Raw genomic sequence first — 16525 nt, 5'->3', positions numbered from 1 at the left:
CCTCAGTTCCGCATGTAGGCGCCGGCGGCGACGTTGAGGATCTCACCGGTGATGTGGCGAGCGCGGTCCGACGCGAGGAACGCCGTCGCCTCGGCGATGTCATCGACGCCGACCGGTGTCCGCATCGGCGGGCTGGCGAAGTCGAGGATCTCCGGGTTGTCGTCCATGAACTTGGTGCCGACGACGACGCCCATGCTCACCGTGTTGACTCGGATGTCGTGCGGCGCGCCCTCGACGGCCATGCACCTCGTGAGCGCGTTGAGCCCGCCCTTCGTAATCGCGTAGGGCGACTCCAAACCGTCACCGCCGACGTCGGGGGCGTAGCTGCTCGTGTTGACGATGCTGCCCCCACCCGCGCCACGCATGATCGGCATAACTTGGCGGCAGAGATACCACGCCCCGGACAGGTTCACGCGAAGACACCAGAGCCAGTCCTCCGGGTCGTAGTCGAAGATCGCGCCTCGCACGTTGATCGTGGCGTTGTTGACGAGGATCTGGATCGGACCAAGCTCGTTGTTAACGGCATCGACGACGGCGTCGATCCGACCCCAGTCGCCGGCGTCCAGCGGCATGCCGACGACCGTCGCGGCCGGGTAGTCGGCGGCCATCTGCGCCGCCACCTCGGCCGCGCGACGCTCGTGGATGTCCGTCACTACGACGGTCGCGCCGCTGGCCGCAAGCCGCCGGGCGATCGCCTGCCCGCATCCGCGACCGGCGGCCGCCGTCACGAGAGCGACGCGACCTTTTAACTCTTCGTCCACCCGTTCCTCCTCAGCGGGGCAGGCCGAGCGTGCGTTCGGCGAGCGTGTTCTTCTGGATCTCGTCGGTACCGCCGGCGATGCGCATACCCGGCGCGAAGAGCACCGCGCGGCTCCATGTGCTGTCGCCGGCGTTGGCCGGGTCCCAGGCCGTCGTCGCCGGCCCGTGGATGCGCGCCCCGACCGTGGCGGCCCGCCGCAGCAGGTCGCTGTCGAGCAACTTGGCGATGGACCCTTCCGGCCCCGGCTCGCGGCCGGCAAGCACCGCGGCGTTGATGCGCTTTCCCACGTAGGCGAGCACCCGCTCGCGGATCACGATGTCGACGAGCTCGGCGCGCAGCACCGGATCGGTGGCGACGCCGCGGCGACGCGCCGCGGCGATGAGCGTCTCCGCGTCCGGGACCAGGCCCGCAGTCGCGCGCGTAGTGCCGAGCGAGACGCGCTCGCTCATGAGGCTGACGAGCGCCGCCGCCCAGCCGCGGTTGACCGTCCCGACGAGGTTCTGCGGCGGGACGTGCACGTCGTCGAAGAACACCTCGTTGAAGTGCGCCGTGCCGTCGATCTGGCGCAGCGGTCGAACGGTGATCCCCGGTGCCGCCATGTCGAGGAGGAACATCGTCAGACCGGCGTGCTTCGACGCGGCCTGCGGGTCGGTGCGCGCCAGGAGCAAGCCGAAGTCGGCGTGTTGCGCGCCCGACGTCCACACCTTCTGACCGTTGACCGTCCATCCCGACGCTGCGGATCCGGCCGCCCGCGTGCTCAGCGAGGCCAGATCGGAACCGGCACCGGGCTCGGAGAACAGCTGGCACCAGATCTCGTCGGCTCGCAGCAGGGGCGGGAGGTATCTCGCCTTCTGCCGGTCGGTGCCGAGCGCGAGCAGGGTCGGGGCGCAGACACCGAGCCCGACGACGAGCTCGCTGAGCGGGAGGCTGTACGCGGTCGCTTCCTCGTTGAACTCGATCTGCTCGCGGACGCCGAGGCCCGCTCCGCCGTATTCGGCCGGGTAGGTGATGGCCCCGAACCCGGCTGCGCACAGCGCCTGCTGGCAGTCGCGACTGCGGGCCAGCTCGTCGGCGGCGACGGCCTCCGACGGGATCCATCCACGTCGGGGGGCCTCGACGGTGAGCCACTGGCGGGCGCGGCCGCGAAAGCTCGACATCACGGCCGCAGCACTTGCCGGACGACGTCGAGCACCAGCCGGCAGCTCGCGTCGAGATCGACCGTCGGGTCGCCGAACCACTCGAAGTTGATGCCCTTCATCAGCGCCGCGACGGTCGCCGCCGCCGCCGGGGGATCGACGGAGGCCGGGATGCTTCCGTCGCGCCGGCCACGCTCGAACGCGGTCCGCAGCGTCTCGATATTCCGCGACGCGAACCGCGAGTGTTCGACGGCGACGTCGGGAACGCCGAGGACCGACTCGACGAGGATCACGACGCTGGCTCGCCAGTGCGCGGGGTGGCCCTTCGCGAACGCGAACGTCGCGGTGACCCACCGGTCCACGAACTCGCGGCCTGGGATGTCGGGATCGCAGGCGGCGGCCATGTGATCCGTGTAGCTCGCGTCGATCTCCTCCTGGATCGCCCTCAGCAGGCCGGCCTTCGACTCGAAGTGGAACGGAGCGAGGCCGTAGCTGTAGCCCGAGTCGCGGCTGACGTCAGCGAGCTTCATGCCGGAGTAGCCCCTGGTGGCGAGCAGCCCGATCGCCGTATCGAGCATCGCGGCGCGGGCCGCCCCCGAACGTTCGGCTCGACGCGTCCTGGCCTGCGTCCTGGCCTGCGGGCTTGCCTGCGGGCTTGCCTGCGCGTTGGCCTGTGCGCTCACGACGCGTCCGGCGGCTCGAGGCCGTACAGCGAGGCCGCGTTGGCGAAGACGACCTTGTGCAGCACCTCGGGCGACAGGCCGGCGAGGTTCTGGCACACGGTCTCGCGGGCCGAGGACGCCGGGCTGCTCGGCCCGGGGGCGAGGCCCGTCTCGTGCGGAAAGTCGGTCTCGAACATCAGGCTGTCCTGGAACTCCTCGAACAGCGGCACGCTGGAGCGCTCGTGCCAGAACGTGGCGTACATCTGACGGTGGAAGTACGTGCTCGGGCGGTCGCGCTCGGGGTACTCGGCGGCCGCACCCGACGTGAGCCACAGCCAGTCGAGGTTCTCGAGCAGATAGGGGAAGTACCCGAACCCGCTCTCCACGGACACGAACTTCAGCCGCGGGTAGCGGTGGCACACCCCGCCCATGATCACGTCGCTGACGGCCTGCGCCGAGCTGGCGAAGTGCGGAGCGCTCTTGCGGACGAACGCCAGGCGGTCGGTGCGCTCCGCGAGCGCCCGCTTCGTGAGCTTCGCCCAGGCGCGCTCGCTGGACTCCTTGTCCCGCTGGCCGAACCCGATGTGGAAGTTCATCGACAGCTCGAGGTCCTGGGCCGCCGACAGGACGGGCGCCCAGGACGCGTCCGCGATGTTCGGCAGCCCGAGCCGGTTGAACAGCGCCGCGAACAGGACGCCGCGGTGACCGAGGGCGCGGCAGCGCTCCATCTCGCGCACCGACGCCTCGACGTCCCAGAACGGCAGCATCATCAACGGCACGAGGCGCCGCGGGTCGGTGGCGGCGAACTCGGCGAGGAAATCGTTGTACGCCTCCACGCAGGTCGTGGCGAGCTCGGGGCCGAGCTCGGTGAGGAACGCGTGCGCGTCGAACGCGATGACGTTCGGGTACAGGACCTGGGCCCACACGCCGTACTGGTCGAGCCGCTCGAGCCGCGCCTTGGCGTCGAAGCACGCAGGGTCGGCGTCGGCGAGCGTCGGCGGGTGCGACGGGAAATGCTCTGGCCAGCCGGCGGAGCAGTACTCGCCGACCGCGGAGAGCAGGACGTCGCCTACCTTCCAGCGTGACTCACCGGCACTCTCGTCCCAGACCACCTTCGGGATGGCGTCGCCGAGGCTGGCCGGCATGCGCGCGGTCCACAGATCCTCGGGCTCGGCGACGTGGCTGTCGACGTCGACGATCGGGACGTCCCGGACCGTGGTCATGCTCGCTCCTCTGCATCCACCGGTCGGAATACCGGCAAGTTGATCTCGGCCGTCAGTTCCTCGAAGGACACCTGGACGCGCAGCCCGATGCGGACGTCGCCCGGTGGGCAGCCGACGACACTGCTGAACATCGGGTAGCCCTCGTCGACTTCGATGATCGCCAGGACGCTCGGCACGGGGAACCCGGCCGACGGGGCGTCGTGAAGGACGGTGTAGGAGTACACCGTGCCGTGACCTTTGCTGCGCTGCCACGCGACGTCCGCCGACCGGCAGACGACGCACGCGCCCAGCGGCGGGAAGAACGCGGTCCCGCACTGCCCGCATCGCAGGTACAGCAGCTCGCCGCGCAGCGCCGCGTCCCAGTAGGGCTGCGACAGCTCCGTGGGCTGCGGCACCGGCCGCCCGGACCATGCCGTCAACGTCATGCCTGGCTCCCCAGGATCAGCGCCTCCACGTGGTGCGCGCCGGGCACGGAGTTCGTGCACACCGCCAGCTCGGCCCCCTCGACCTGCCGGTCGCCGCAGTCGCCGCGCAGCTGACGGGCACCTTCGATCACCTTCAGCAAGAGCTGGCCCATCGTCGACCACGCGTGGCTCAGCAGGCCGCCGTCGGTGTTGGTCGGAATCTTCCCGCCCAACGCGATCGCCCCGCTCTCGACGAACGGCCCACCCTCGCCCGGTCGGCAGAAGCCCAGCATCTCGAGGTTGCGGATCACCTCGAACGCCGTCGGGTCGTACACCGACAGCACGTCGATGTCGCCCGGCGTGATGCCCACCTGCGAGTAGGCCACCTTCATCCGGTCGCCCCCGAGGTTGCCGTTGACCCGGTTGAGAGCCGGGTTGTGGTGCGGGCCGTCGTCCATCTCCATGGCGCCGGCGAGGACGTACACCGGTGGTCGCTTGAGGTTGCGCGCCCGCTCGCCGCTCGTCAGGACGACGGCGACGCCGCACTGGCCGACGAGGCTGCACTCAAGCAGGTGGAGCGGCTCGGCGATCCACCGCGACGCGAGGATGTCCTCGACGGTGAAGGGGCCGCGACCGAAGTGCATGGCCTCGGGGTTGCGGTAGCCGTTGTTGCGGATCGTCGCTGCGACTTCGGCGATCTGTTCATGTGTCGTGCCGTAGTCGTGCATGTGGCGCATGGCGTTCAGGGCGAACCGATGGATCGCGCCGGAACCGCCGTATGGATGGTTGAACTCGAGAGCGGCGTGGGTGACGTCGCCGTGTCCGTCGCTACTCGTCGCTCCCGACACGAACTGCGGTCCGCCGTGGTGGATCGCGGCCATGCGGTCGCGACCCGACTGCGGCGGGCCGCCGGCGGTCGCCGTGGCAACCACCACCGTCTCGCACAGCCCGGCCTTGATGGCCGCCGCGGCGTTCAGCACGCCACGGATGCCGCCGACGTCGAGGCCCTCGTCGATCACCCAGTTCAACGTCACGCCGAGCTGACGGGCCCAGTTCGTCGACCATGCCTGGTGCGAACCGCCAGGACCGGGCCACGTAGCGCACATGCCGTTGACGTCGCTCGGCTCGAGGCCGGCATCGTCAAGCGCTGCGAGTATGGACTTCAAGGTGAGGCTGGTGGCCGTCTCGTCGGGGATGTGCTTGGCCACCCTCGGCACGGCGACGCCGACGATGGCGACCGGATCATCACGAAGCACGGTCGCCTCCGGTTGAGCGAAGGTCGTCGAGACCGACGAGCATCGGGCTGCCACCCGTCATGTTGATGTTGTGGGCGTGTGCGAGCTGATGCAGGCTGAACGCGGCATCGATGCCCTGCTTCATCCCCATGGCGTCTTCCGCCTGGTTGACGGCCATCTTCGCGAGCGTGAGGCCGAAGCTGGGCATCGCGGCGATGCGCGCGGCAATGGCGAGGGTCTGCTCCTCGAGCTCGGCGGCGTCGAACACGCGGTTGACCATGCCGACCTCGTACGCGCGCTGGGCCGAGATGCGCTCGCCGAGGAACAGGAACTCACGAGCGAACCGGCTGCCGAGCGCCCAGGGGTGGCAGAAGAACTCGATGCCGGGGCAGCCCAGGCGCACGACGGGGTCGGCGAAGAACGCGTCTGACGACGCGATGATGAGATCGCAGGCCCATGCCAGCGCAAGTGCCCCGCCGACGCATGCCCCGTGCACCATCGCGATGACCGGCTTGGGCACCTCGCGCCACCGCCGGCACATCCCGAGGAACGCGTCCTGCTCGTAGGCCATGATCCACTCCGCGCCCGGTTTGCCGTGCGGATGGCCCCAGAGGGACACGGGGTCGTGGTCGTGGTCCTGGGGCACGTCGTGGACGTCGTGGCCAGCGGAGAAGTGCGGACCGGCGCCTCGGAGGACGGCCACCCGGGCCTCGTTGTCGCGCGAGAAACGGTAGAAGCACCCGTCCAGGGCGTAGGTCATGTCGGCGCCCTGGGCGTTGCGCCGATCGGGCCGGTTGAGCGTTATCAGCGCCACCGCCCCCCGGCGCTCGTAGCTGACGTCGTCGCTCACGGCTGCTCCCGACGGGGTGCGTGCGCCGTCCGACGCGCCACCCGCCATCCGCCGGCAGTGCGCACCAGCTCGTCGTGGTAGCTGGCGCTGCCGACGCGGCCCTTCGGCAGGAGCCCGATGTTCTTGCTGTAGGCCCGAGCCGTACCCGGCGCGTCGCCGTCGCTGACGACGATGTTGACGATGTTCACCGAGTACGGCTGCGTCCCGCCCTCGAACATGGTGCGGATCGCCTCGACGCCGGTCTGGCAGCCCTGGCCAAACCCGCCCGTGTCGAACACGGCGTCGGGGGTGAAGACGTCGGCCAGGTCGCCCCACGCCCGTCCGTCGACGATCTGGCCGTAGCGGCCCAGCACCTGGGTGATTTCGACGACGTCGGTCGCGTCCATGTCAGAACGCCTCCGGGTCGACCTGCACCGCGGCTGGAACCGGGTGCCGGAACAGTGCCGAGGCGTTCCGCCAGGTGATCGATGCTGCCTCGTCCGCCGGAACCGCCGCGAGCGAGCGCTCGAGCACCGCCTGGGTGTCGGGCCACGTCGAGTCCGCATGCGGATAGTCGGACTCCACGACGATGTTCTCGACACCGATGCGATGCCGCATCTCGATACCCGACGGCTCGTCGATCGCGCAGAACCAGAAGTTGCGACGGACCAGCTCCGACGGCGTCAGCTCGCTGCCGGCGAACGTGGCGAACATGTCCTCGTATTTGCGCATGTGGTCGAGTCGGTCGAGCAGCGACGGCACCCAGCCGACACCGCCCTCCGACAGGCAGATCCTGATGCCGGGAAAGCGAAGCGGCACCTTGGCGAACAGCCAGTCGACCGCGGCCGCGATGTTCGACCCGAAGAGGACCGTGACGGCCTCGGGCGGCGCTTCCGGGGACGCGGTCGGCGTGGTTCCCGACGAGCCGAAGTGCAGGCAGACTACGGTCTCCGTCTCCTCGCACGCACGGAAGAAGGGGTCCCAGTAGTTGGAGTACAACGACGGCAGGCCCATCTTGTCGGGCGACTCCGTGAACGAGACGGCGCGGAAGCCACGCTCGGCGTTGCGGCGGATCTCCGCGGCTGCGACCTCCGGGTCGAGCAGCCACGGGATCTGCAGCGGGATGATGCGCCCCGGGTGCGCGGCGGCCCAGACCTCGAGGTGGTAGCTGTTCCACGCTCGAACGGTGGCGAGCGCGAGGTCGGCGTCGTGGCCGAGCTGTAGACGATAGCCGGAGAAGCCGGCGAGGAACGACGGGAAGTTCACCGACGCGAAGATCCCATTGAGGTCCATGTCATGCACGCGGGCGTCGATGTCCCACGCGCCGCGCCGCATCTCGTCGAAACGGGTGGGCTCCCAGCTGTACTCGGAGACGGGGCGGCCAGCCACGGCGTTGAAGCCGACGTTGGGCAGCTCGGCGCCGTCGTAGGCCCAGATCTCGCCGCCGTTGTCGGTGGTGACGACCCGAGGCGCCCGATCGGCGAGGGCCGACGGGAGACGCCCCACGAACATGTCCGGTGGTTCGACGATGTGGTCGTCGACGGAGATCACAGTGTATTTCCGGGGCCGGCGATCGGGCTCCGGTAAGAACGTCGGGCCTTCACTCGTGCCCTTTCGGGTGACGGTGAAGTCAGTCGTCTGGATCTCATCCAGCTTGACCATCGGGTGCCTCTCCCTGACGACGGTGCATTTCCGTGGAAAGCGCATCGACGGCGAGCTCGACGGCGCGAGCGTCGATCAGCGCAGCCAACTCGACGGCTCCCGCCTGCGCGAGCATCTGGGGAAGGCGAGAGCGCAGACACCTCATCGCCCAAGGGACCATGGGACCGTTTGCGTCGGCGTCGAACGCGATCGCCCGGTTGCCGCCATCCATCGGGATGTAGTGGTAGTGCGGCGTCTGCGCGAAGCAATCGAAGCGCAGCAACTCCCTGTGCGTCGCCGATTCGCACACGTGGATCGACAGGCCGCCGTCGTCGGCGAACGCGCCGTCGTGCACGTCGTCGATGGCCGACGCCTCGCGCTGCCCGTCGGTGTATGCGGCCCGAACCGTAGCCTCGCCGAGCTCACGCTGCTCGAGCCCGAACATCACCGCCCCCGCGGGGAACCACCTCGTGCGTTCCTCGACCAGCGCTATCGGCGGTAAATCGTAGTCAAGCCCAAGTGTCAGACGCACCGATCTCCCTCTCGTCTCCCTACCGACCCCAGCTTGACTGATCAATCAGTCAAGCACAAGACGATTGAGCTGTTTGCCGCGATGGACGCGATGGACGCGATGTCATGAGCGGAGACGCAACAGCGCCCGTACCAGTCCGCTGGGTTCACAGCGACGGTGTGCTCGCCGAGAACTTCATCCGCCCAGGTGGGGGCATCCGTCTCGGGGCACGGCGGCCGTGGCTGGTGGTGGCGCCAGGCTCCCGCGGGGGCAGCCGACGACCGCGACATGATGATCGGCCGTGCTGTTGCGACTGGCCTACCTGCGCGTGACGAACGCGTTCGCGGTGCTGCGCTGGCACCGTGACCTGGTCAGACGTCGACACGCCGCCCAGTCCAAGCCGAAGCGTCCGGGTCGACCCAGGACCCTGCACGACCTCAGACGTTTGAACGTCCGCCTTGCCCAGCGCACCAGATAGGTGTCGGCATGGCCGAACTCACCGACCCGCACAGCAGCGATCCGCCACCCCTGCGACGTGCAGCCACCGCCTACGAAACCGCCATCAACCAACTCGTCGAACACCCAGGTCTGGCAGCCTGACTCACGCCCACGAACGTGACTCGATCATGACGGCTTCGCTCGTCCAAGACCCTAGGAAAATGTGGCCTGGGCGTAGTCGAGGGCGGCGGATACGTTGACCAGGCCCGCGCCCGTAGCGAGGTCTGGGCCGGGCCCGGCTGCGACGTTGAAACGGAGGTGGTTGTGGCCTGCGGTGACGTCGACGGCAGAAGCTTTCAGCGCCTCGGTGATCTGTGCTGTGGTCAGGGCCGGTAGGGCGCCAAGCAGCACGGCTACCGCGCCGGCCAGTTGCGGCGCGGCCGCAGATGTGCCGGAAAACAGCGCCCAGCCGTCATCGGCGGTGGTGCCGTCCGGGGAGTCCGGGAAGGTCGGATGCACGAAAGGTTTGCTCTCGTCGACGTCGATTCCGCAACCCGGCGGGATGGGCAGCAGGAGGTACTGGGCGCGGGGGATCGTGCCGACGAGCCCCGAGACGGTCGGCACGTCGATGCCCGGGAAAAACGGGCTCGCGTACCCGCTCGCGTAGTCGGAGGCAACGAGGTCCACGCCCCCGGTCGCGTACACCCCGCCAGCGGAAATGACGCCCGGCACCTGCGGTTCCACCGAGAACTGACCATTACCGGCAGAAAAGACCACAACGATTCCCGTCTCGACCGCGTCGCGGATTTCCGCCACCCATGCCCGATAGTACGGGGGAAGTGGGTCCTGCGTGGGGTAATCAAGGTCGCCGCCCCACGAATTGGTGATAATCTGCGGGTGGTCTGCCTTGGCTCGTAGGAATCCAGTGATGGCGCCGACGAGCTGACCGGCGTTGTTGGTGACACGGTACGGCCGCAGCGTCGCCCCGGGCGCGACGGCGAAGATATTCGCCGACTCACCCGTTCCGTGGCCGACAGGATCCTTACTCGGGCTGGTTCCAGGGACCACGGCGACCGGCCGTTCGACGCGGTAGTTGTGGACCAGAAAATATGGGTGGGAGTACTGCCCGGTGTCGACCATGGCTACTGTCACGTCGCTTCCGACGTGGCCCGCGCGGTGGGCGGCAACGCAGCCGAGTAGCACCGCGACGTCGTCCGGCACGGTCAGGTGGAACTTGGCGATGCTGGGCGGGATGGGGGACGGGAAAAGGTTGTGAGGGATTCGCGGCCGCTCGAGCACAATCGCCTCGATGGCGTCGCTGCCCGCCCGGCCCACAGCGAAGGAGCGTGGTTGGTCAGTGCCCACAATGTCGAGCTGGGTGACATAGGCGGTACGGCCGATCGCCAGCCGCTGCAGCACCTCCCGGGTGACTATCTCGCCGCTGGTTAATTCTTCGTAGGCGGCCGGCGGACCGGCGACGCTGAACCCGAGCCGGCTTTCCGCTGTGACAATGAGACCAGCCGCCTCGACATCACTGCGTGCACGCTCCCAGTCACCACTGGCAGCATAAAACGGCTCCGCCGACGTGAAATCAGTCGCCTCGGTGACGGAGACGCCCCCTTGGGATCTCACCGACACGTACCCGAGAACGAGATCGGGGACAGGCGAATTGGAGTCGAATTCTGCCGGGAATACCATGCGATACTCCTTTGATCAGGACGGATGAGCTGGACCCGGGCCGCCGTGCAGGCCGGGGATGGGCGCCACGGTGATGGACCGGACGTCGTCGTGCAGTTCCACCGGGACGGGCAGGGAAAGTGCCGCAGCCCGGCCGGCAAGCGGTTTTCCAAAAGCCGCCTCGAACGCATTCTGTGGACCTGACGCAAGGGCGCCGACGCGGGCGGGCACAACAGAAATGCCGCGCGAGGTGAACCACTCCACAACCGAGTCGGGTGGTGGCGCTGCCGCCATCTCGACCCACGCCTCGACGAAGTCGGGCTCGCTCCCCTCCCCGGTCTTCCCCATTTCTCCCCCTCGGTGGCCGCCACCGGGCCGTGACCCGCAGACCTTGCCTCGCACGCATGCGCGGCGGCTGTGTGGAATATCGGTCACGATCGTTGCGTAGTCCCGTCACCCCGGCGTCACCACCGGAGGGGCAGTGCAGCGGAGTGCGGTTGGCCACATTGATCATCTGTTCCCTGACGGTGACTGACGTTGGGGTCACGCGTAGGGGTCAAATGAATCACTAAAGATCCGAAGAGGACGGTGGTTTCTGATCCCATCCAAGGCCAGAACCATGATCGGTGAGAGCCGGCGAGGGGATTTGAACCCCTAACCGCCCGATTACACGAGCAAGGCAGACCGTCCGCTGATGTTCGTGGACGTCCGGTGACCTGCGCCGGACGTCCACTGGGGTCCGCTTACGTTGCTGTCGACGGTTGCTGTCACTCCGGTGCCCGATACCCCGGCCCAGGAGCGGCGTCGTCCCCGCCCGTTGCAAAGGTGTGGGTAGCTTGCCGCCGGTAGGGGCTGATTGGCTACAGTCACCCCATCCGGGGGGGATGACGGCGGCCTGTACCTTCGGATCCTGGGCGGTCGCCAGTGGGAGCGGCGGGGCTGTGCCGGTAGACCGTGATCGTGTGGAGCGGGCGTTACCCGACCGCTACGAACTACGCGGCAGGCTCGGCGGCGGCGGTTTCGGCGATGTCTTCCAGGCGTGGGACCGTCGACTGGAACGGCTGGTCGCGATCAAAGCGATGACGGTGGCCAGTGCCGACGAGCGTCGGCGCGCCAGCGACGAAGCGAAGCTCCTGGCCCGGCTGAACCACCCGCACCTGGTCAACATCTTCGACGCGGACGACGTCGAAGACCTCTTCCTGCTGTTCATGGAGTTCGTCGCCGGGAAAGCCCTGGACAAAGTCAGCCGCGGCCTCCCGCCGGAAACGGTGTGTGGGATCGGGCTGGCGGCCGGAGACGCGTTGGCGTATGTGCACGGCAGGCCGATGCTGCACCGCGACATCAAGCCAGCGAACCTTCTCCTCGCCGACGACGGCACCCTGAAGATTGTCGACTTTGGGATCGCGAAGCTACTGGAGCACACCGCCGCGTTCGGCCAGACCGGGACGCCGTTCTGGATGGCGCCCGAACAGCGGAACTTCGCCGAGCTCGGCCCGGCGACCGATCTGTACTCACTCGGGCTGGTCCTGTACTGGTTGTTCGCCGGGCAGCTGCCGGCACGTCCCCGCGTCGGGCCGCTGACCGGAGTACATGCGGCGCTGGCCGCGGTGGTCATGCGGGCGGTGGACGAGGACATCGACGCGCGCTACCCGTCGGCGCACGCGTTCGCCGTCGACCTCGCTGAGGCTGCCGCGGAGGCGCTCGGAGCGGGCTGGCTCAAACGCAGCGGCCTGATCCTGCGGGTGGATGACACGATCCGAGAGGCAGCGACCTGCCTACCGTCCCCACCGATCCGGCCGACGCGCCGGACCGGTGGGGACGGCAGGCAGGTGGGGACGGCAAGCGGGTGGCTGCCGTCCCCACCGATCCAGCCAATCCAGCCGCCGCGCCGCTTCGAGGACGCTGTCCGCCCGGTCCCCGGCGATAGCGCTGGGGACCGGGCGACGACGCCACCCGGTCAACCTCACCCGCCTACTCCGACACCACCGGCAGGTTCGCCTGCCCGCACGCCGCTGCCGGCGCAGGCAAACCCTGGAGGCTCTACTCGCGAGGAGGACCAGTCTCGACCGGTCAGTAGAGACGCTGAACGCGCCAGCCCCGTCGCACATCGCGGCTACCGCCCGGCGTCGCCCCCTGCGCCGTCGACCAGCCCCGTCGTTCGCCGCAGGCGCTGGCCCCTGGCCATCGGTGTCCTCCTGACGGGGCTGCTTGCCGCGGCGGTCGTCACGACCGTCGCCCTGCTGCCCAGATCCAGTTCCCCGCTGATCACTACCGTGGCCGGTACCGGCACTGGCGGGTTCACAGGGGACGGCGGGCCGGCCACCCACGCCCAACTCGCCAATCCCGACGGGGTGGCGGTCGACAACACCGGCACCCTCTACATCGCCGACCAGGACAACAACCGGGTGCGCCGGGTCGGCACCGACGGAACGATCACCACCCTGGCCGGGACCGGCACTGCCGGGTATGCCGGGGACGGCGGGCCGGCCACCCACGCCCAACTCGCCAATCCCCACGGGGTGGCGGTCGACAGCACCGGCACCCTCTACATCGCCGACGAGGGCAACCAGCGGGTGCGCCGGGTCGGCACCGACGGAACGATCACCACCGTGGCCGGGACCGGCACCGAAGGGTTCACCGGGGACGGCGGGCCGGCCACCCACGCCCAACTCGCGTATCCGGAAGGGGTGGCGGTCGACCGCACCGGCACCCTCTACATCACCGACCAGGGCAACCAGCGGGTGCGCCGGGTCGGCACCGACGGAACGATCACCACCGTGGCCGGGACCGGCACTGCCGGGTATGCCGTGTATGCCGGGTATGCCGGGGACGGCGGGCCGGCCACCCACGCCCAACTCGCCAATCCCCACGGGGTGGCGGTCGACAGCACCGGCACCCTCTACATCGCCGACCTGAGCAACAACCGGGTGCGCCGGGTCGGCACCGACGGAACGATCACCACCGTGGCCGGGACCGGCACCGAAGGGTTCACCGGGGACGGCGGGCCGGCCACCCACGCCCAACTCGCGTATCCGGAAGGGGTGGCGGTCGACCGCACCGGCATCCTCTACATCACCGACCAGGACAACCACCGGGTGCGCCGAGTCGGCACCGACGGAACGATCACCACCGTGGCCGGGACCGGCACCGAAGGGGATTCCGGGGACGGCGGACCGGCCACCCACGCCCAACTCGCCAATCCCGACGGGGTGGCGGTCGACAACACCGGCACCCTCTACATCACCGACCGGGGCAACCACCGGGTGCGCCGGGTCGCCACCGGCAGCCAATAGCGCCTTGGGTCGAATCGGCTCGATCGCACGGAGACTACGTCTCGCTGCTGCTGGTCAGGGGGCAGGGTGTCCGGGGAGCGCAACAACCCTGACTCGGACTCCGCAGGCAAGCTCCTCACCCGGCAACGCCAATTTGTCAGGCCGGCGCGGTGGCGGGCTGGCGACTCGACCATGCCGGCCGGCGGGAGGAGGCCCTGGCCGCCACTGAGGAAGCTCAAGCGCTGTCCGCTGTGGCCGAGAGAACGGCCCAACCGCGGCGCGGTTTACGCCGCGGTTGGGCATCCGAAATTGTTGCTCGCATTCGTGGAAGGTGACCGCGGCCTGTCTCGCCGCTGGTAACCACGCGGGTCGGGCTGCCAGGGAAGCGAAGCGACGGAGACTGTCTCCCGGCTGCCCGGCAGGAGGTCAGCGGGAATCACGGACCGGCCACAACGGGACGGTTGAGTGGACCCGAAGACGGGCGATGTCGTCGGGACTGGGGTTGAGGGCTTCGGCAAGGCGGCGAAACGTCAGATAGTCGATGCCTTTGGCTCGGGCCTCGGCGGTGTAAGCGTCGGCGTCGCGGCGTAGCTCCTCGATGGGACGCGGCGGGCGGGGACCCGACAGCCGCAGAGCCTTGGCCCGTTCGTAGTCGATGTCCGAGGTACCGCAGATGCGGCGAATGACGTCCTCAGCCTGATCGAGCGTGCCGGTCTCGGCAAGAGACGCGACGTACCGGGTACCGGCCACGAGAGCGGGTAGATCTACACGGTAGATGTCGGCGCTGCGGTCGGTGAGTTCCACGGGGGTTCCGCTGTCGCGTATCTCGACTCTGCCTCGGGCTCCGAGCGCGGCGGCGGTCAGCAGGGCCGTCGCTTCAGTGGGGTGCCAGGCAAGATGATCACACAGCGGCTGAACCTCGTCGCGGTGCAGCCGATGCAGGCGCTCTCCGCCGAGTACCTCGACGCGGGCGACAACCTCAGCCTCGGAAAGCTCACCGTCCAGGCCGGGGCCGGCAGTGAGGATCTCGACGGGGACGGGCAGAGCGGTGCACGCGGCGAGGGCCAGACCGTCGGCAAGGGGGCTGCGCAGACCGGGTTCGTCGCCGTGGGCCACTGCGTCGCCGCCCACATCGACGATCCACACGCGGGCGGCAGCGGAGATCTCGACCAGTTCGGCGACCTGGCGGCGGATACCGGCCGCGCCACCGCCCGGATCGATGAGCAGGAGACGGGCGTCGATCTGACCGGCCAGGCGCGGAAGAGTAGAGCGGCCAGGCGGCGTTGTGTCCGAGCTCGGGATGATCTGCCAGTTGAAGCGGCCCACAGGTACGAGCGCGGTGAAACCGGCGGGGCCGCGGGGCCCGGGAAGCGGATCGACGCGGAGACGTTCCCACGCGTAGGTGAGCACGGTCGGCGCCGGGTCGGTCGGCCTGAGGATCTGATGGAGGGCGCTGGCCGCCAAGGCGTCGCCACCGCCACCGGCAGCGATCAGGAGTGCACCCACGACAACGAGCCTACGAGTCACCTCCTCCCAGCCCTGGCCGACGTCGCGCCACTGCTGCTCCAGCGGGAACGCATCCGACACGGCACCCTCGCCTACGTCGAGGAGAAGACCGGCCGGCGCGGCAGGTACGCCCGGGACACCATTGCCGCGCGGCTCGCAAGCGACCTGGAGCGCGCGGAACTGGAACTCGGCGACGGGCCGGCTGCCGTGCTCGTGGTCCATCACACGGTCTACGACGCGCAACAGCAGCCCATCGAGTTCGCCGAAGCCGTGTACCCACCCAATAAGTGGACCTTCGAACAGGGCTACTCGGTGATCGACTAGCCCGGCGCTCATCCCGCTTGCGGCGCACGCAACCGGTGTGCGCCCTGCGCCAACACGTCCTACCGCGAGAGGAGATCGCAGATGGCCATTTCCGATCACGAATTGGTGGTGGAACTGGGCATGAGTAAACAGGAACTGATCCGCACGGTCGAGGCCGGTGTGCCACCGGGTGCGCGCCTGACCGACTTCGACGGTGATGTCGACCTCACCCTGATCTGGCGGGTCCGTGACGGGTCGGCCTGGCCGGACGCTGACGCGGCGGCAGCAGTGGAAGACCACGCTTGGCGAATCTGGGCGGAAGCCGACGCCCGGGCGCAGGAGCTGGCGCGGGCCGAGCGTGCCGCGTTCGAAGAGGTGGCGGCGGCGCGGAATGCCTGGCGTGAGGCTGTCCGCGTGCTGGCCCTGGTCGCCCCGGCCCGGACGGTCGCCCGGCACGGCCCTCCCGCCAAGCCGGCCAGTGCTGATGCCCGACAGCCGACGTACACGTCGTCTCACCCGGTTTCGCCGGCCACCGGCTCATCCCAATGATCCCGATCGTCCCGTACCAAGCACCCAGACCGTAGTCAGCCAAAAAAATCTTCAAAAGGGATTTGTCTCCAAAGACTGGCCTATGCCACTCTTTTGGCTAATGGCATAGGCCATAAGGTCAAGAGAGTGGCTCGGCGGGGAACGTCGCAGAGCCGGGACGGGAGAGGTGATGGCCATGGCGGTACCGCGGTGGATTCCGGTGCGGTTCGGGGATGTGTTTCCCCATGGGGCGTTCGTGCTGGGGGTGGAGCCGGCGAGGGGATTTGAACCCCTAACCGCTCGATTACAAGACGAGCGCGCCCCATATCAATAGGTGCCAGCCAGTACCAGGAAATGACAATACATCCAGGCCATCGCGTTTTCCATTGCCAACCTGTAC

At 68.8% G+C, this 16525-nt stretch carries 17 protein-coding genes and 1 pseudogene; 5 read left to right on the top strand and 13 right to left on the bottom strand.

Going from position 1 to position 16525, the window contains the following annotated elements:
• Positions 1-2 precede the first annotated feature (2 nt).
• Genes U9983_RS14980 through U9983_RS14935 form a run of 10 tightly spaced genes read right to left on the bottom strand, consistent with a single transcriptional unit; the run spans position 3 to position 8422 of the window.
• Complete coding sequence (locus U9983_RS14980; protein ID WP_322751159.1) at positions 3-761, bottom strand: SDR family oxidoreductase; 759 nt, start codon at positions 759-761, stop codon at positions 3-5.
• 10 nt (positions 762-771) lie between these two features.
• Positions 772-1917 carry an acyl-CoA dehydrogenase family protein gene (locus U9983_RS14975; RefSeq protein WP_322754626.1) on the bottom strand — a complete coding sequence of 382 codons (1146 nt, stop codon included), beginning with the start codon at positions 1915-1917 and terminating at the stop codon, positions 772-774.
• Positions 1917-2579 carry a TetR/AcrR family transcriptional regulator gene (locus U9983_RS14970; protein WP_322754619.1) on the bottom strand — a complete coding sequence of 221 codons (663 nt, stop codon included), beginning with the start codon at positions 2577-2579 and terminating at the stop codon, positions 1917-1919. The genes U9983_RS14975 and U9983_RS14970 overlap by 1 nt, the downstream gene beginning before the upstream one ends.
• The gene (locus U9983_RS14965) at positions 2576-3781 is read right to left on the bottom strand and encodes an amidohydrolase family protein (RefSeq protein ID WP_322754618.1); all 1206 of its coding nucleotides are present in this window, start codon (positions 3779-3781) and stop codon (positions 2576-2578) included. The genes U9983_RS14970 and U9983_RS14965 overlap by 4 nt, the downstream gene beginning before the upstream one ends.
• The gene (locus U9983_RS14960) at positions 3778-4206 is read right to left on the bottom strand and encodes a Zn-ribbon domain-containing OB-fold protein (protein WP_322754617.1); all 429 of its coding nucleotides are present in this window, start codon (positions 4204-4206) and stop codon (positions 3778-3780) included. Before U9983_RS14960 ends, U9983_RS14965 begins: the two co-directional genes overlap by 4 nt.
• Entirely contained in the window at positions 4203-5441 is a 1239-nt protein-coding gene (locus U9983_RS14955) for a thiolase family protein (protein ID WP_322754616.1), read from the bottom strand. Before U9983_RS14955 ends, U9983_RS14960 begins: the two co-directional genes overlap by 4 nt.
• Positions 5431-6318 (bottom strand): enoyl-CoA hydratase, encoded by an 888-nt coding sequence (locus U9983_RS14950; protein WP_416210176.1) that lies wholly within the window; start codon positions 6316-6318, stop codon positions 5431-5433. Before U9983_RS14950 ends, U9983_RS14955 begins: the two co-directional genes overlap by 11 nt.
• Entirely contained in the window at positions 6267-6656 is a 390-nt protein-coding gene (locus U9983_RS14945; protein ID WP_322754615.1) for a nuclear transport factor 2 family protein, read from the bottom strand. The genes U9983_RS14950 and U9983_RS14945 overlap by 52 nt, the downstream gene beginning before the upstream one ends.
• 1 nt (position 6657) lies before the next feature.
• The gene (locus tag U9983_RS14940) at positions 6658-7911 is read right to left on the bottom strand and encodes an amidohydrolase family protein (protein WP_322754614.1); all 1254 of its coding nucleotides are present in this window, start codon (positions 7909-7911) and stop codon (positions 6658-6660) included.
• A complete protein-coding gene (locus U9983_RS14935; protein WP_322754613.1) occupies positions 7895-8422 on the bottom strand; it encodes a hypothetical protein in 528 nt (175 codons plus the stop codon). The genes U9983_RS14940 and U9983_RS14935 overlap by 17 nt, the downstream gene beginning before the upstream one ends.
• Positions 8423-8702: 280 nt before the next feature.
• Between U9983_RS14935 and U9983_RS14930 the strand changes: the two genes are divergently transcribed.
• The gene (locus U9983_RS14930) at positions 8703-8879 is read left to right on the top strand and encodes a hypothetical protein (protein ID WP_322754612.1); all 177 of its coding nucleotides are present in this window, start codon (positions 8703-8705) and stop codon (positions 8877-8879) included.
• 173 nt (positions 8880-9052) lie between these two features.
• On the opposite strand, the gene U9983_RS14925 is transcribed toward U9983_RS14930, so the two are convergent.
• Both U9983_RS14925 and U9983_RS14920 read right to left on the bottom strand, forming a co-directional pair.
• Positions 9053-10537 carry a S8 family serine peptidase gene (locus tag U9983_RS14925; RefSeq protein WP_322754611.1) on the bottom strand — a complete coding sequence of 495 codons (1485 nt, stop codon included), beginning with the start codon at positions 10535-10537 and terminating at the stop codon, positions 9053-9055.
• Positions 10538-10552: 15 nt separating this feature from the next.
• Positions 10553-10864 (bottom strand): hypothetical protein, encoded by a 312-nt coding sequence (locus U9983_RS14920; RefSeq protein WP_322754610.1) that lies wholly within the window; start codon positions 10862-10864, stop codon positions 10553-10555.
• Between the two features lie 614 nt (positions 10865-11478).
• Between U9983_RS14920 and U9983_RS14915 the strand changes: the two genes are divergently transcribed.
• Positions 11479-13809 (top strand): protein kinase domain-containing protein, encoded by a 2331-nt coding sequence (locus U9983_RS14915; protein WP_322754609.1) that lies wholly within the window; start codon positions 11479-11481, stop codon positions 13807-13809.
• Between the two features lie 405 nt (positions 13810-14214).
• On the opposite strand, the gene U9983_RS14910 is transcribed toward U9983_RS14915, so the two are convergent.
• Positions 14215-15252 carry a DUF1152 domain-containing protein gene (locus U9983_RS14910; protein WP_322754608.1) on the bottom strand — a complete coding sequence of 346 codons (1038 nt, stop codon included), beginning with the start codon at positions 15250-15252 and terminating at the stop codon, positions 14215-14217.
• Between U9983_RS14910 and U9983_RS14905 the strand changes: the two genes are divergently transcribed.
• From U9983_RS14905 to U9983_RS14895, 3 genes and pseudogenes are all read left to right on the top strand, one after another.
• Positions 15232-15618, top strand: a complete 387-nt coding sequence (locus U9983_RS14905; protein ID WP_322754607.1) for a UTRA domain-containing protein — start codon at positions 15232-15234, stop codon at positions 15616-15618. The genes U9983_RS14910 and U9983_RS14905 overlap by 21 nt on opposite strands.
• 81 nt (positions 15619-15699) lie before the next feature.
• Positions 15700-16146, top strand: coding sequence for a hypothetical protein (locus U9983_RS14900; RefSeq protein WP_322754606.1), 447 nt, complete (start codon positions 15700-15702; stop codon positions 16144-16146).
• Positions 16147-16321: 175 nt separating this feature from the next.
• A pseudogene (locus U9983_RS14895) lies at positions 16322-16450 on the top strand (plasmid replication, integration and excision activator); the annotation flags it as partial.
• Positions 16451-16525 lie beyond the last annotated feature (75 nt).

Source organism: Protofrankia sp. Cas3, assembly GCF_963555955.1.
Lineage (GTDB): Bacteria > Actinomycetota > Actinomycetes > Frankiales > Frankiaceae > Protofrankia.
This window is presented reverse-complemented; position numbering and strand designations above follow the sequence as displayed.

Excerpts from the sequence above, each read along its gene's own strand:
- U9983_RS14975 (WP_322754626.1), bottom strand. The coding sequence starts at position 1,917 with ATGTCGAGCTTTCGCGGCCGCGCCCGCCAGTGGCTCACCGTCGAGGCC.
- U9983_RS14920 (WP_322754610.1), bottom strand. The coding sequence starts at position 10,864 with ATGGGGAAGACCGGGGAGGGGAGCGAGCCCGACTTCGTCGAGGCGTGG.
- U9983_RS14945 (WP_322754615.1), bottom strand. The coding sequence starts at position 6,656 with ATGGACGCGACCGACGTCGTCGAAATCACCCAGGTGCTGGGCCGCTAC.
- U9983_RS14960 (WP_322754617.1), bottom strand. The coding sequence starts at position 4,206 with ATGACGTTGACGGCATGGTCCGGGCGGCCGGTGCCGCAGCCCACGGAG.
- U9983_RS14965 (WP_322754618.1), bottom strand. The coding sequence starts at position 3,781 with ATGACCACGGTCCGGGACGTCCCGATCGTCGACGTCGACAGCCACGTC.
- U9983_RS14900 (WP_322754606.1), top strand. The coding sequence starts at position 15,700 with ATGGCCATTTCCGATCACGAATTGGTGGTGGAACTGGGCATGAGTAAA.
- U9983_RS14925 (WP_322754611.1), bottom strand. The coding sequence starts at position 10,537 with ATGGTATTCCCGGCAGAATTCGACTCCAATTCGCCTGTCCCCGATCTC.
- U9983_RS14905 (WP_322754607.1), top strand. The coding sequence starts at position 15,232 with ATGGAGGGCGCTGGCCGCCAAGGCGTCGCCACCGCCACCGGCAGCGAT.
- U9983_RS14940 (WP_322754614.1), bottom strand. The coding sequence starts at position 7,911 with ATGGTCAAGCTGGATGAGATCCAGACGACTGACTTCACCGTCACCCGA.
- U9983_RS14950 (WP_416210176.1), bottom strand. The coding sequence starts at position 6,318 with ATGGCGGGTGGCGCGTCGGACGGCGCACGCACCCCGTCGGGAGCAGCC.